Origin of the sequence: Methanothermobacter sp., from assembly GCA_030055615.1 — an archaeon.
In the GTDB taxonomy this organism is placed as follows: Archaea; Methanobacteriota; Methanobacteria; order Methanobacteriales; family DSM-23052; genus Methanothermobacter_A.
The window spans coordinates 438,951-453,305 of sequence record JASFYN010000002.1; the positions used below are offsets into that span (position 1 = coordinate 438,951).

General features: G+C 39.7%; 12 protein-coding genes. 9 read left to right on the top strand and 3 right to left on the bottom strand.

The annotated features are described in order from the left end of the window. Positions 1 to 5: 5 nt before the first annotated feature. The 6 genes from QFX38_05530 (at position 6) to QFX38_05555 (ending at position 6,393) form a co-directional block, all read left to right on the top strand. On the top strand, positions 6 to 857 hold the full coding sequence (locus QFX38_05530) for a LysR family transcriptional regulator (protein ID MDI9624327.1): 852 nt from the start codon (positions 6 to 8) through the stop codon (positions 855 to 857). A 102-nt stretch (positions 858 to 959) separates the two neighbouring features. Beyond that, positions 960 to 1,892 carry a carbohydrate kinase family protein gene (locus tag QFX38_05535; protein MDI9624328.1) on the top strand — a complete coding sequence of 311 codons (933 nt, stop codon included), beginning with the start codon at positions 960 to 962 and terminating at the stop codon, positions 1,890 to 1,892. A gap of 7 nt (positions 1,893 to 1,899) precedes the next feature. After that, entirely contained in the window at positions 1,900 to 3,201 is a 1,302-nt protein-coding gene (thiC, locus tag QFX38_05540) for a phosphomethylpyrimidine synthase (GenBank protein ID MDI9624329.1), read from the top strand. A gap of 31 nt (positions 3,202 to 3,232) precedes the next feature. After that, positions 3,233 to 4,810 carry a lysine--tRNA ligase gene (lysS, locus tag QFX38_05545; GenBank protein ID MDI9624330.1) on the top strand — a complete coding sequence of 526 codons (1,578 nt, stop codon included), beginning with the start codon at positions 3,233 to 3,235 and terminating at the stop codon, positions 4,808 to 4,810. Next, positions 4,807 to 5,301 (top strand): UGSC family (seleno)protein, encoded by a 495-nt coding sequence (locus QFX38_05550; GenBank protein ID MDI9624331.1) that lies wholly within the window; start codon positions 4,807 to 4,809, stop codon positions 5,299 to 5,301. The genes lysS and QFX38_05550 overlap by 4 nt, the downstream gene beginning before the upstream one ends. A 3-nt stretch (positions 5,302 to 5,304) precedes the next feature. Then, positions 5,305 to 6,393 (top strand): hypothetical protein, encoded by a 1,089-nt coding sequence (locus QFX38_05555; protein MDI9624332.1) that lies wholly within the window; start codon positions 5,305 to 5,307, stop codon positions 6,391 to 6,393. A 197-nt stretch (positions 6,394 to 6,590) separates the two neighbouring features. On the opposite strand, the gene QFX38_05560 is transcribed toward QFX38_05555, so the two are convergent. The 3 genes from QFX38_05560 to nrdD all read right to left on the bottom strand — a co-directional run bounded on the left by QFX38_05560 (position 6,591) and on the right by nrdD (position 11,856). Continuing rightward, complete coding sequence (locus QFX38_05560; GenBank protein ID MDI9624333.1) at positions 6,591 to 8,456, bottom strand: hypothetical protein; 1,866 nt, start codon at positions 8,454 to 8,456, stop codon at positions 6,591 to 6,593. Positions 8,457 to 9,038: 582 nt separating this feature from the next. Continuing rightward, positions 9,039 to 9,536 (bottom strand): archaemetzincin family Zn-dependent metalloprotease, encoded by a 498-nt coding sequence (locus tag QFX38_05565; GenBank protein ID MDI9624334.1) that lies wholly within the window; start codon positions 9,534 to 9,536, stop codon positions 9,039 to 9,041. 7 nt (positions 9,537 to 9,543) lie between these two features. Then, positions 9,544 to 11,856 (bottom strand): anaerobic ribonucleoside-triphosphate reductase, encoded by a 2,313-nt coding sequence (gene nrdD, locus QFX38_05570; GenBank protein MDI9624335.1) that lies wholly within the window; start codon positions 11,854 to 11,856, stop codon positions 9,544 to 9,546. A gap of 376 nt (positions 11,857 to 12,232) precedes the next feature. On the opposite strand from nrdD, the gene hacA reads away from it, so the two are divergent. From hacA to QFX38_05585, 3 genes are all read left to right on the top strand, one after another. Then, positions 12,233 to 13,489, top strand: a complete 1,257-nt coding sequence (gene hacA, locus QFX38_05575; GenBank protein ID MDI9624336.1) for a homoaconitase large subunit — start codon at positions 12,233 to 12,235, stop codon at positions 13,487 to 13,489. A gap of 13 nt (positions 13,490 to 13,502) precedes the next feature. After that, the gene (locus QFX38_05580; GenBank protein MDI9624337.1) at positions 13,503 to 13,982 is read left to right on the top strand and encodes a 3-isopropylmalate dehydratase small subunit; all 480 of its coding nucleotides are present in this window, start codon (positions 13,503 to 13,505) and stop codon (positions 13,980 to 13,982) included. 6 nt (positions 13,983 to 13,988) lie between these two features. Continuing rightward, positions 13,989 to 14,355, top strand: a 367-nt coding sequence (locus QFX38_05585) for an isocitrate/isopropylmalate family dehydrogenase (protein MDI9624338.1), incomplete at its 3' end; no start/stop codon positions are given.

Sequence of the window (14,355 nt, forward strand, 5' to 3'; positions counted from 1 at the left end):
TCAGTATGAAAGAAAAACCAATTATTGGGATCTCCATAGATGGTGTTGAATTAGACTACAAATTACTTGAAATGTTAGAATGGGTTTCAAGGACATGTTCCCAGAGGAAAGCTGCCAAAAAAATCGGTATAACAGTCCAGGTATTTAATAGGCGTATATTAAAATGCGAGGATAAACTAGGATTCAAGTTAGTTAAAAGTAGTAAAAGTGGTTCCGAACTCACACCAGAAGGTGCTAAAATCCTTAAAAAATACCATGAATACAAGAACCTCCTAGAAGAAAGTGAAAGGATCCTAATAGCGGCCGGTTACATATCCTCCCAGCTTATGATGGCATTAATAGAAGCTTATAAATTAGAAGCGGCATTATACACTTGTAGCGACGATGAAGCGTTCCACCTTTCAAAAAAATGCAGATTAGACTTAATAGCATTAGACGATCCGCTCATAGCATTCAGGAACAACCTAGACTTCATACCAATCGCCTACGACCACCTAGCACTCATACCCGGCGACAAAATCCAAAAAATCAATGAACTTAACAATGCCAAATTCGTCGGCGTGGAAAATTCCTCACAAAGACTAGCATGGAGAATATTAAGGGAAAAGGGCATAAAATTTAAGATCACAAAAAAGGTTAAATCACCATTCCAAGCATTCCAGATAGTGCAAGAGAACCCAAAACTTTACACTTTCCTTAACGCGAGCAAATTCCCAGGGAATGACATACTAAAGAATGAGACAAGACACGTGATAAGCATAATACCATTCAACGAACGGATAAGCGACTTCATAGATTTCATATTCAACAAAGGACAATCTATAATCCAAAAAGAAGGATTCGAAAGAATCAAATAACACACAAAAAAAGTGAAAGGTTAATATTAACCGATAACTAATAATACCCATACCCTCCAGGAATGATATTCTATTTTCCCAATCATTTGCAAGGTGATTCTTTTGAATGAAATAGATCTACTAGCCATCGGACACACAGCCATCGATTATATAATCCAAATAGACGAATTCCCACCACCCAACTCCTCAGTAACCATAAAAAAAATGAAAAAAATGCACGGCGGCGCCGCTGCAAACGTTGCAATAGTTGGATCATCCCTCAACCTCAAAACCTCACTAGTATCAGCAGTAGGAGGAGACTTCATAGGATCAGAATACCATGAAAAACTCAAAAAATTCAAAATAAACACAGATTCCATGATCATCATAGAAGACGAAAGCACACCCACAGCATTCATAATGACAAACTCCAAAAAAGACCAAATAAGCTACTTTTACTGGGGAGCGGCCAAAAACTTCAAAAACACTGAAGCACCATACAAGACAATACAAAAAGCCCGCGCAGTCCACCTAGCCACAGGCGACCCATCATTCAATGGCAAATGCGGAGAAATCGCACGCAAAGAGGACAAAATCATATCATTCGACCCAGGACAAGACCTCCACCTCTACACAAAAAAACAACTAGAAAAAGTAATAAGACTAACAGACATACTATTCGGCAACCACTTCGAAATAGACAGAATCCAAAAGAAACTTTCAATGAACATAAAAAAACTACAAGAAATCGGCCCCCACATAATCGTGAAAACTTACGGAAAACAAGGTAGCATAATATACGCAGAAGAAAAAATAAAAATAGGAGCCATAGCACGCAGAGCAATCGACCCCACCGGCGCTGGGGACTCATACCGTGCAGGCTTCTTAAGAGCCTACCTTGAAGGAGCTGACCTAGAAACATGTGGAAAATTCGCATCCACAGTAGCATCATTCATAGTGGAAGCCGAAGGCACACAAACTAACATACCAAACTACAAAATGGTGAAAAACAGGTACGAAAATTACTGGAATGAAAAACTAAAACTCAAAGGGTGAAGATCCCATGACACAAATGGACGAAGCCAAAAAAGGTATAATAACAGAAGAAATGAAAGCCATCGCCAAAGAAGAAAACGTCCCAGAAGATTTTATAAGAAGGAACGTGGCCAATGGTAGGATAATCATCCCAAACAACATTAACAGGGAAGTAAAACCCGTTGGTATAGGTGAAGGACTCAGAACAAAAGTAAACGCCACAATAGGAACTTCCACCGACATAGTAGATCTCAAAATGGAAGAAGAAAAAGCAAAAATCGCAATCCAGCACAAAGCAGATACACTAATGGAACTATCAGTCGGCGGCGACCTAGACAAAATCAGAAAAAGAATCCTAGAAATCTCCCCAATACCAGTAGGCAGCGTACCAGTATACCAAGCAGCCATAGAAACCATAAGGAAAAAAGGCGCCGCCATATACATGGACGAAGACATACTATTCAAAACCATAGAAAAACAAGCAAAAGATGGAATAGACTTCATGGCCATACACTGCAGCATAAACATGGAAACCCTCAAAAGATTAAAAAGACAAGGCCGGGAAGGTGGACTCGTAAGCAGAGGCGGTGCATTCATCTCAGCATGGATAGTTGAAAACGAAACAGAAAACCCCCTCTACAAAGACTTCGAATACATCCTAGAAATAGCGAAAGAACACGACTTCGTATTATCACTCGCAAATGGCATGCGCGCAGGGGCCATCGCAGATGCAACCGACCGCGCACAAGTCCAAGAACTCATAATACTTGGAGAATTAATCGACAAGAGCAGGGAAGCTGGAGTTCAGGCCATGGTAGAAGGTCCAGGACACATACCACTAGATGAAATAAAAGCAAATGTAATACTCCAAAAAAAATTATGCAAAGGAGCGCCATTCTATATGTTGGGTCCCATTGTCACTGACATAGCACCCGGTTATGATCATATTGTTGCTGCCATAGGAGCCGCGGCATCCGCGGCCGCAGGCGCGGATTTCATTTGTTATGTCACGCCGGCAGAACACCTCGCACTACCATACCCCAAAGATGTTAAAGAAGGAGTTATAGCCACGAGGATAGGAGCATATGTAGGTGACATGTCCAAGGGGATACACAATGGTGAAAAAGATCTTATAATGGCCAATGCACGTAAAAAATTGGACTGGGAAACACAATTTGATATTGCCATGTGCCCTGCAGACGCTAGGAAAATAAGAGAAGAAAGACCACCAGAAGATCCTGACACTTGTACAATGTGTGGAGAGTATTGTGCAGTGAAAATAGTGAATGAATGGCTTGAAAGCGCGGAAGAAGATATCTTCACAGACTAAACCCCCACTTCGGGGGGGTTTGGTGATGACATTGAAACACTGGGTTGAAAGGATAACGGACGAACTTAAAAAAATGGACATAGAAGAACATGTAATAGCTAGTGGAACATCTATTTCAGGGGCCATACATATTGGGAATTCATGTGACGTTTTCATAGCCAATGCTATAACAAAGAGTCTAATAGAAGATGATATAAAAGCTAAGACTATCTGGGTGGCTGATGATCATGATCCACTCCGTAAAGTACCATACCCACTACCTAAAAGTTTTAAGAAATATCTTGGAGTGCCTTATTCCATGATACCATGCCCTGAAGACTGTTGTGATGGATTCGTAGAACACTTCAAAAGACCATTCTTGGAAAGCCTCAAAAAATTCAAAATAGAACTTGAAGAATATTCAGGAGCCCAAATGTACAAGGACGGCTCATACAATAAATATATCCGCATTTCACTAGAAAGGGCGGATGATATAAGGAAAATATTTAATAAGTACCGTGAAAATCCTCTCCCAGAAGACTGGCTACCCTACAATCCAGTCTGTGACAAGTGTGGGAGAATAAACACAACCTATGCTAACGATTTCCAAGGGGATACTGTCTATTATAAATGTAAGTGTGGATTTAACGGCAAGATGGATATCAAATCCGGGCTAGGTAAACTTACATGGAGAGTGGAATGGGCTGCGCGATGGAAAATGTTAAATGTTACTTGCGAACCCTTTGGTAAGGATCATGCAGCAAGCGGAGGATCCTATGATGTCAGCAGCGAAATATCCAAGGAAATATTTGATTATCCACCACCATACCCTGTACCATATGAGTGGATAACCCTCAAAGGAGAGGCCATGTCAAAATCTAAGGGCATATTCTTCACACCAGGACAATGGCTGGAAATAGGACCTCCAGAGAGCTTGAATTATTTTATATTCAGGAGTAAACCAATGAAACATAAAGATTTCAACCCTGAAATGCCATTTCTAGACTTGATGGACCAGTTCGACCGCACAGAAAGAATATACTATGGCATGGAGTCAGCAACATCAGCAAAAGAAGAAGAAAAATCGAAAAAGATCTACAAGACATCCATGATACAAGAATTCGAAGACCTGCCATTACGCCCATCCTATAGATTCATGGTAGTAGCATATCAAATAGCCGGCGAAAACCTTGAAAAAGTTTATAAAATCCTCAAGAAAAACTCACAACTACCAAAAGAATTCAACCATAAAAACTTAGATGATTTGAAAGATTTCCAGAAAGAACAACTAATTCAGAGAATAGAACATGTGAAAAATTGGCTGAGAAAATACGCCCCAGAGATGGTGAAATTCCAAGTACAAGAGAAAATACCACCAGTAAAACTTTCAAAAGAACAAAAAACATTCCTCAACGAAGTCGCCGAGATAATAAAAGGAGAAAAATTAACCCCAAAAGAACTCCACGACGAAATATATAAAACATTGAGAAAACATGGCCTAAAACCCAGGGAAGCGTTCCAAGCCATCTATAAAGTGCTTATAGGGAAAAAAATGGGTCCAAGGGCAGCATCATTCCTCTTATCCCTCGACAAAAAATTTGTCATAAAAAGACTAAAACTGATAGAATGAAAGTCCTAAACCCCCTCGCAGAAACAGAAACACAAGAAACCAGGATAAACAGGATAGGAAAAATAGAAAAGATATCTCTAATCAACAATACAAAACCCAACGCAGACCTTATACTCGAAGAAATCCCAAAAAAACTAGAAAACGATAATATACAAGTTTCAAGATTCACCAAACCAGCAGGGGCCCCAGCAACAGACCATGAAATACAAAAAGCAAGCCAAGCAAGCCTGTGCATATTAGCACTCGGAGATTGCGGTTCTTGCACAACATGGCTCATATTAGATGCCATCAGACTCGAAAAACTGGGAACACCAACCATCACCATCTGTTCAGATGAATTCAGCAAATTCGCAAAAGAACTAGCCACGGCCCACGGAGCATCAAAACTTAGAATAGCTGAAATAGAACATCCAATAGCCGGATTAAAAAAAGAAAAAGTTATCAAAAAAACAAAAAAGACAATAGGATACATCAAAAAATTCATAGGGTGAACTATGATGAAAGGATGCGGATGCTTGATCGACCCGCAACCCGACTCCCTAGAAAAGATAAACATGGACTTCTACCAGAAGGGATTTACAGATGGTCTCCCGATTATACCACCCACACCTGAAAGAGTGGAAAAATTTTATGAATATTCCCTAAATGATCCAGAGGATGTTATAGCAGTTTTACCACCAAGAAACGGGAAAGCAACCATTGAAAAGATCGCGATAAACGCTGTTATGGCAGGATGTCCACCCCAACTAATGCCATTCATCGAAAACGCTATCACAGCCATGGCAGATAAAAAATTCAACCTAGCAGCAATAAACGCAACAACACATCCAGTAGCAACCGCTATAATAGTCAATGGTCCAATAACAGACGAAATAGGATTTAATTGTTCAACAGGATGCCTTGGCCCAGGAAACCTTCCCAACGCAACACTTGGAAGAGCCTTAAGGCTCTGTTTGATCAACATAGCAGGGGCCATCCCAGGGATAGGAGACCACGCAACCATGGGGTCCCCAGCAAAATACACCTACTGTTTCGCAGAGAATGAAGATGAAAATCCTTGGGAGCCATTACATGTTGAAAGGGGATTCCCAAAAAATTCAACAACTGTAACTGTGATAGGCGCGGAAGCACCCTACAACGTAAACGACCATAGAAGCACCAACCCAGAAGACATACTAGATACGATAACAGATACAATAGCAACAGCAGGTTCCAATAATAGTCACGTACCAGGCGAAATATTAGTTATAATGGGCCCAGAACATGCTAATACCATTGCAGATAGGGGATGGGAAAAAGATGATGTAAAAGATTACATACATGAAAATGCAATGGTACCATTGAACCTAGCCGACAGGGGAGGTCGAGCAATCAACAAAAAGCATTTGAAAGATGATATGGTGAAAATAACACGTTCAAAGGATGATGTGGTGATAGTGGTCGCTGGGGGGGTGGGTAGACACACACTTGTAGCTCCAGGGTTTGGAGAATCTTCAAAATCCATTACAAAAGCTTTAAAATTAAAAAATAGATCCTATGCAACTTCCATAAAAGATTACTTAAAAGAATCCGCAAAAGAGTAATTTCATTCGCCACAAGACCCATGATAATAGTCACATTATTACAGCAAATAACAGTTTTATGGGATACATTCCCTAATTTGTTTATTGTGTAATTAGCCATTTGAAAAACTCGCAACCACACCAATTTACATAGGAAAGGTATGGGCATAATTAATCGAATAAAATAAAAAGAAAAAATAAAAGGTGGAATGTTGATTTTAGTATCCGTTGTTGTACTGATCTAGTAGAGATGCCCACTTAAGAACTTCTTGCTTTTGTTTTTTAGTTAATGAACTCCAATTACTTGCGTTATAATTAGCTAAGAATGCATCAGCAGCAGCTATGGTGGCAGAAATTGAACTGCCATCAGCTCCATTTGCAATGTTTAACTTCGCGGCTAATAGCTGGGCATATAACTTATTAATACCGTTTGAAGCATCTCCACTCATTGACAACAATACTTTTGCTTGTGCAGCACTAGTTACAAGCACACTTTTATCTCCACCTGGTGTACCTAACCAGATACCTGATCCTAAAAGTGGTGTAACTACATCCTGGTTATTTCCATAGAAGCCAGTATGTGTTTTCCAGTAACCAATAGTTAAAGTACCTTGAGCACTTTTTACATGCACATTTACAGTCCAAGAATCTGAAATCTCAGTGTTTGTGTCACAAGTGGTTAATGTAGCAGTATTATCCTCCTGGTAATCACCAGGTACATTGTATGGACCGTAAGTCATAGTGTAAGTGAATGTCTTGGTTTCACCAGGCATGATATTATCGCCTACAGTGAGAACACCTAACTGACCATATCTGTTATCAACTACAGTCACAGATTCGTCCACAAGCTCACTGGGGTCACCAAACTCCACAACAGCAGTTGCTGAGTAATCAGTTACACCACTAGCTACATCACCAGAGGCACTCCTATCATAGTTTTGCTGAGTCACTGTAGCAGTATTAACCCTTGAAGAAGCATCAGGTAACGATGCACTGTAATCTAATTCAAGAGTTTCACCAGCAGCGAGTGTGTATGGGAAAGTAGCGCCAGTCACAGTCGCTTCAATATCTGGAGATACCACATCACTCACTGAATTAATCACAGCAGCAATAGGAGCTGGATTATGTACATAGATCTTACCAGTAACCATGAAGTCACTGTCAGTACCTTCATCTACAGAGACATCCACAACATAATTCACAATCACATTATCGCCGATGTTAACGATTACATCGGTTAAATCACCCATCTTCTCTATGGTCCAATCGTAAGTCCTCTTGTAAGACGTAGAAGCATCTTTACGCGCTTCTAACTCATAAGCATTCACGGTGACAGTTGCACTTGCACTTTGCCCTGTTTCACGGATTGTCGCGGTGTTGAGGTAAGTACCCTCTTCGTTGAAAGTCTTATTGTACTTGACTGAACCTGAATTGTTGAACTGCCAAGTATATCCATTGGTGTCATCGACATTTATGCGTTCATTCACAGGTGTCGGTGCAGCGGGTAGATTTGTTGAAGCAGATGGACTTGGTCCGAAGGGTTCTCCAAGGGATCCAGAATGGTTAGTTATTGTAACATTTGCTGTTACCTTATACAGGCCTCCTGGGTGTATCTGTGCGGATGTTAGGTCAATCCTGTAAGGGTATACGCCTGTTTCCCCAGGGTCAAGAACAGGATTTGATGACACATCAACAGGATATGTTCCTATAAGGTCTTTTGGTGGTGGCACACCATCCCTTAACTCCAAAACTATTGCTAAGTCCTGGGTTGCCACAGCACCTCCGTTATTTACAGTTACATTGCCTTCAATCCATGCTTTATCTGTATATCCTGTCCTGGTCACTGTTACAGTGTATTCAGAAGTGGCCGTATCACCTTTAAAAATGTCCCATGTCTCTGGGGTTACTGTTTTATCTATTTCCCAGTTATATTCGCGGGCATATTGTGCATCCGCACTAACACTAGCAGTTAATGTAGTCCCTGCTTGGCTCTCTGCAGATACTGTTCCAGATAGTATAATTGTCATAAGAAGTGTTAGCACGATTAAAATAACATTTTGTTTTTGCAGCTTTATTCCCCCCATTCAATTTTTTTAACAATTATAAATATTAGATATAATAGTATTTAAAAGATTTTAAAATAATAATATAAAATGAAGAGTTATCTAATATTGTAAAATATTTGGATATAATTATTAGAATATGAAATAATAATATGTAAGCATGATTTATCGAAAGGAATTAATTATAGATGTCTAAATTCGACATAAAATAAATTTGAATAGAAACATTTACTTAATTGTAATACAGTTACAAGTTCATTCATGACCCAAATTAAAAAGAGGGATTCAAATTCAACGATAATTTATACAATAAGTCAAGGGATTTAAAAAGAGTCCAAATGAACTTATAATATGTAGATAAAATTTATTCAAAGATATAATGAAAATTTATAAAAACCAAAAAGAAAACTTAAATCATTCAACCTAAAACTGTCAAAAGTCCCATTTAAAGATTAATCCACTGAACCCTTAATATCCTTCCAAGAAGAAAAACATTCAAGCACAAATTACACTTGAAAGTCCATGAAATGTTCAAAGGATTTAATTTCACCCAATATCCCAACCAATTCAATTCCCGTTTAACTTTTTTCCACTTTAGTTTCTTTATAGTTTCTTTAGACATTTGTTACAGAACATGTAACTTTTTTTATCTGTGTCTATTATGCTGTTGCTGAAATACATTACACAAGATGGATTACTGCAATGGGTTAATCCGCTTGTATGGCCAAGTTCATGTATGGCTTCTTTTAGCACCCTTTCCATGAAGATCCTCTTATCTGGATGTTTTAATCTGTAAATGGATATTATTGCAAATTTTCCTGGGGATTCGGCCTCTCCAAATACAAAATTTAATCCAGGAGCATACAAATCAACATCAGTTATCCCTAATATATGGTTGAAGTCTCCTTTTATGACTTTCTTTAAAAAGAGTAATGTTTTTGTTGAATTATATTGGCCTCTTAGCGGGTTATAAGCATGTGCTGGGATATTCAATACTTGGGTAGAAACTACGCATTTAGTATTGAAAACCTTGCCTATATGAGTTTCTAGGGTTTTTAGGATTTCTTTTTCGATTTTTCCAATTGCTTGTATAAGTATCATTTTATTATTATAGGTTGTAGCGTTTTCTGTCGAGTAGTTCTTGTCTTTTGCCTCTGTTCCATCCGCCGCTGGATGATTTGGCTCTTCCAACTTGTTGAACGTATCCTGTTATCCTGTCGTACCATTCTACTTCTTCTTTTTCTCCACAGTTTGCGCAGGTTTCTTGCAATCCTCTCATGAGGGTTTTGCATTTGAGGCAGAAGCTTAGCGCGCTACTGTAATCCCAGAATCCTATGTTCGTGTTTTTGCAGATGTTTTTTGTGAATTTTTGGAGTGCTTGGGTGTCTGGTTGAGCTTCTCCAAGCCATGCATGGAATATGTGCCCTCCAGGCGTTATTGGATGGTATTTTTCTTCTATTTTTATTTTTTCTATAATGTCTATCTCCGCGTCCACTGGCACGTGACTGGAATTGGTATAATAGTATGAGCCTTCTTTTCCTTGTAATATGGCCTTTTCATCGTATAATTTCTTGTCTAGCATCGCGAATCTGTGGGCTGTGCTTTCGGCAGGTGTTTGGAGGACGCTCCATCGCAGGCCTGTTTCTTTTTTGAGTTCCTGGGCGCGTTCGTATAAATATTTTATTACTTTGAGTCCGAATTTGTTGGCATCCGGGTCTGTGATGTTTTCTCCCGTATGGTATTCTAGCATTTCGTTCAGTCCCACGTATCCGAAGCTTAATGTTGCATTTTCTATCCTGTAATAGTTTTCGCCTTCGATTTCTTGTGTAAGGAATGGTAATAAATTATAGTTGTTGAGGCATTTGAGTGCCTGTTTTCTTCTTAATTGGAGTATTTTGATTGCGATATCGAGGTACTCATCGATGTAATCGAATACTTCTTCGTCGTCTTTTGCCTGGTATGCGATCCTTGGGAGGTTTAATGTTACATATGCTAAGTTTCCTGTCCTAAGGCAGTCTTGTTCCCAATTTCCCGTCCAATTGTCTGAAAGAAGTGTCCTGCATCCCATATAATTGGACATTTCACCCCTGTAATCTGCTAACATGTTAACGAAGTATGCTGTCCCGTATTTGGCAGCTAATTCATGTACGAGGTGCAGGTCATCTTCAAATTCCCCTTTGAGGGTTTCTTTGCGGATGACATATATCGTGTTCGGAAATAGGTGGGGTTTGCCATCAGCATCTCCTTCAAGGAGCACTTCGGTAAATGCCCTTGTAACTTGTCTAGCCTCTTCATAGAAGTCCCCGTATACTCCCACATATTCTCCTCTGGGCCCGTAAGCTGGCACGTCTAATAGGAAATCTGGTACTGCGAATTCTAAGTTTATGCTTGTGAATGGGACTTGGCTCCCCCTTGCAGCGTATGCCATGTTAAGGTTAAATATGAACATTTGCATGGCCTGTTTTATCTCATCATAGGATAAGTTGGCGGCGAATGGTGCCACGAATACGTTCCAGAGGCTCATGGCCTGGCCGCCGGACATGTTTTGTTGGGCTGCTAGCATTATCTCCCCAGCATGGTTCATGAGAGTTTCAAGGTGTTTTGGCGGTCCAGCGACTGATGTGTGGTCTCCTGTTCCGTCAACTCTGAGGCCGTGTTTTATGAATAATCTTAGATCATGTTGCAGGCAGTTTAGTGGTCTGGCTGCGAAGAATTCGAGGTCGTGTATGTGTATGTCTCCTGACATGTGGGCATCTGCTAGGCGGGTGGGTAGTATGTGGAGCAGTGTGTATTGTTTGAGGGCTTCGTCTGCAACATATTTGTGGACGGTTTCGGGGTTGTGTATCATGTTGGCGTTGTCTCTTGAGCCTTCGGTTATGAGTTCCGTGATGTTGTATACTGGTATTCCAAGCCTTGTATATTTTCTTCTTAGTTTTTCTAGGCCGTGTTCGATAAGTTTAGTGTTGACCATCTCCCTTATCATTGGGGCTGTGAGGTATTCTACGTCAAGTTTTTTAAGTTCTTTCCATACTTCTGTGGCTATTCTTTTTGCTAGTTGTGGTGACGCCCTTGCTTCCTTTATTAGGCTTTTTTCTATCTTTTTCTGGTTGAATGGTTCTATTGTGTCACGTGATGTTCTAACTTTTAATTTTCTGGCGGCTAAGTATTTGTCTGCTGTTTCTTCGTCGATTTCTTTTAGTGAGGTGTATACTAACATTTTTATTTCCCTGGTTGGGATGCCATCGTAGGCTGATTTGGCGACTTTTGATGCTATTTTTTCGGCTACCCAGAGTGGTGAGCCAACCATTAAGAGTGATTTAACGAGTTTTTCGTGACTGAACTTTTCTCTTATTCCATTGTTTTTTTCAACACTGATATCTGCTTTTGAAGGTAGTGCAGCTAAAACGTGCGAATCTTTAATCACAGAATCACCACTTTCAAATTACAAACCATATTTTCTAGATGTAAAAAATTACTAACAAGTATTATATCAGAGGCTATATATTAATTCTACGATTTCTGGGTTAATAACCCCTTTATAAAAAGAGTATAAGTGATTAATAAGTTTTTTTATGGTCCTTTATAAATAGATCGTAAGAAAAACTTCCAAATCATCCTCTCTCTCAACATTATCATTCTAATGGGGGTATAATAGTTACAATAAATGGTTTGTATAGGATAATTTTCAATATTATCATTTATATTGTACAAAATCAAAAATATACCAAGGTGAGAAAGAGAGCCTTATTCTATGATCGTTCCAATAATTCTAAAAATTGGATTTAGGGGGATTAAATGTGTCCATGACTATTTCTGAGAAAATACTCGCAAAAGCCGCTGGTAAAAAGGAAGTTGAAGCTGGTGAAATAATAATGGCTAACATAGATGTGGCCATGATGCATGACCTAACAGGCCCTCTTGCTGTTGAAGCATTTAAAAAAATAGGATCGGAAAAAGTATGGGATCCTTCCAAAATCGTTGTACTCTTCGACCACCAAGTACCAGCAGATTCCATAGAAGCTGCTGAAAATCATATAATCATGAGAAAATTCGTGGAAGAACAAGGTATAAAAGACTTCTATGATGTCAGAGAAGGTATATGCCACCAGATACTGCCAGAGAAAGGTCATGTCGTCCCCGGGGATGTTATAGTTGGAACAGATTCACATACTTGCACCCACGGAGCCCTCGGAGCATTCGCCACAGGTATAGGATCAACAGACATGGCAATGGTCCTAGCCACTGGAAAATTATGGTTCAAAGTCCCAGAAACCATCCAATTCAAAATAGAAGGCCAACTCAAAGATCATGTATATGCAAAAGATATCATATTATATATCATAGGAAAAATTGGGATAGACGGAGCCACATACAAGGCCTGTGAATTCACAGGAAGCACAGTGAAAAACATGAACATTTCAGAAAGGCTCGTGCTCTGCAACATGGCAATCGAAATGGGCGGAAAAACAGGAATCATAGAAGCAGACGAAAAAACCATAGAATACGTGAAAAAAAGATCCAACAAACCCTACAATATCATGAAAACAGACCCTGATGCACCTTCACTCGAAACCATGCAAGTAAACATTGAAAATCTTGAACCACAGATAGCATGTCCACACAGCGTAGACAATGTGAAACCGATAAGTGAAGTAGAAGGAACAGAAATAGATCAGATATTCATAGGATCATGCACAAACGGACGCATAGAAGATCTAAGAGACGCTGCAAAAATACTAAAAGGCAAAGAAATATCAGAAAAAGTCAGAATGCTAATAATACCTGCTTCAAGAGAAGTTTACACAAAAGCATTAAACGAAGGCCTAATAAAAATATTCATAGATGCAGGTGCACTAGTATGCAACCCATGTTGCGGCCCATGCCTTGGAGGACATATAGGACTCCTCGGACCGGGAGAAGTCAGCCTCTCAACTTCTAATCGGAACTTCAAAGGCAGACAAGGAAGCCCAGAATCAGAAGTATACCTGTCATCGGCAGCAGTAGCCGCAGCATCCGCAATAACAGGAAAAATAACACACCCAAAGAATATTTAAGGTGTGAAAGCCCATGAAAGGAAGAGTTTGGAAATTCCCAGATAATATCGACACCGACCAGATAATACCTGGCAGATACCTTGTCATAAGAGACCCTAAAAAACTTGCGAAACACTTAATGGAAGGTATAGACCCAGAATTCCCAGATAAAGTTAAAAAGGGTGATTTCATAGTCGCGGGAAAAAATTTTGGATGTGGTTCATCAAGAGAACACGCACCCCTAGCCTTAAAGGGTGCTGGGATATCAGCAGTAATCGCAGAATCATTCGCAAGAATATTCTACCGTAATGCAATAAACCTTGGAATACCCTTACTAGAGGCCCCCGGCATATCAAAACACTTGAAGACAGGAGAACGAATAGAAATCGACCTAGAAAATGGCATAATAAAAAAGAATAAAAAAGAATTTAAATTCAAAAAATTACCAGAATTCATGGTCGAGATACTTAAAAAGGGTGGTTTAATCCCCTACCTCAAAAATAAAAACTGGTGAATTCACATGTACAAGATAGCGGTCATCCCCGGAGACGGAGTCGGGAAAGAAGTAATGGACGCCACACTTCACATACTCGGCGGCCTAGATTTAGATTTTGAATATGAATTTGCAGAAGCTGGAGATGAATGTGCAGAGAAAACAGGCGACCCACTCCCAGATGAAACCCTAGAAGTAATAAAAAAATCAGATGCATGTTTATTCGGCGCTGCTGGAGAAACTGCAGCCGATGTCATAGTTAAACTCAGACGTGAGTTGGATTTGTTTGTTAATTTGAGGCCTGTTAGGTCTTTGCCTGGTGTTGGTGGTTTGTTTTCTGGTTTGGATTTTGTTATTGTTCGTGAGAATACTGAAGATTTGTATGTTGGTTTGG

Coding starts and splice junctions, on each gene's coding strand:
- QFX38_05530 (MDI9624327.1), top strand. CDS start 6: ATGAAAGAAAAACCAATTATTGGGATCTCCATAGATGGTGTTGAATTA.
- thiC (MDI9624329.1), top strand. CDS start 1,900: ATGACACAAATGGACGAAGCCAAAAAAGGTATAATAACAGAAGAAATG.
- QFX38_05550 (MDI9624331.1), top strand. CDS start 4,807: ATGAAAGTCCTAAACCCCCTCGCAGAAACAGAAACACAAGAAACCAGG.
- QFX38_05555 (MDI9624332.1), top strand. CDS start 5,305: ATGATGAAAGGATGCGGATGCTTGATCGACCCGCAACCCGACTCCCTA.
- QFX38_05560 (MDI9624333.1), bottom strand. CDS start 8,456: ATGGGGGGAATAAAGCTGCAAAAACAAAATGTTATTTTAATCGTGCTA.
- QFX38_05565 (MDI9624334.1), bottom strand. CDS start 9,536: ATGATACTTATACAAGCAATTGGAAAAATCGAAAAAGAAATCCTAAAA.
- QFX38_05580 (MDI9624337.1), top strand. CDS start 13,503: ATGAAAGGAAGAGTTTGGAAATTCCCAGATAATATCGACACCGACCAG.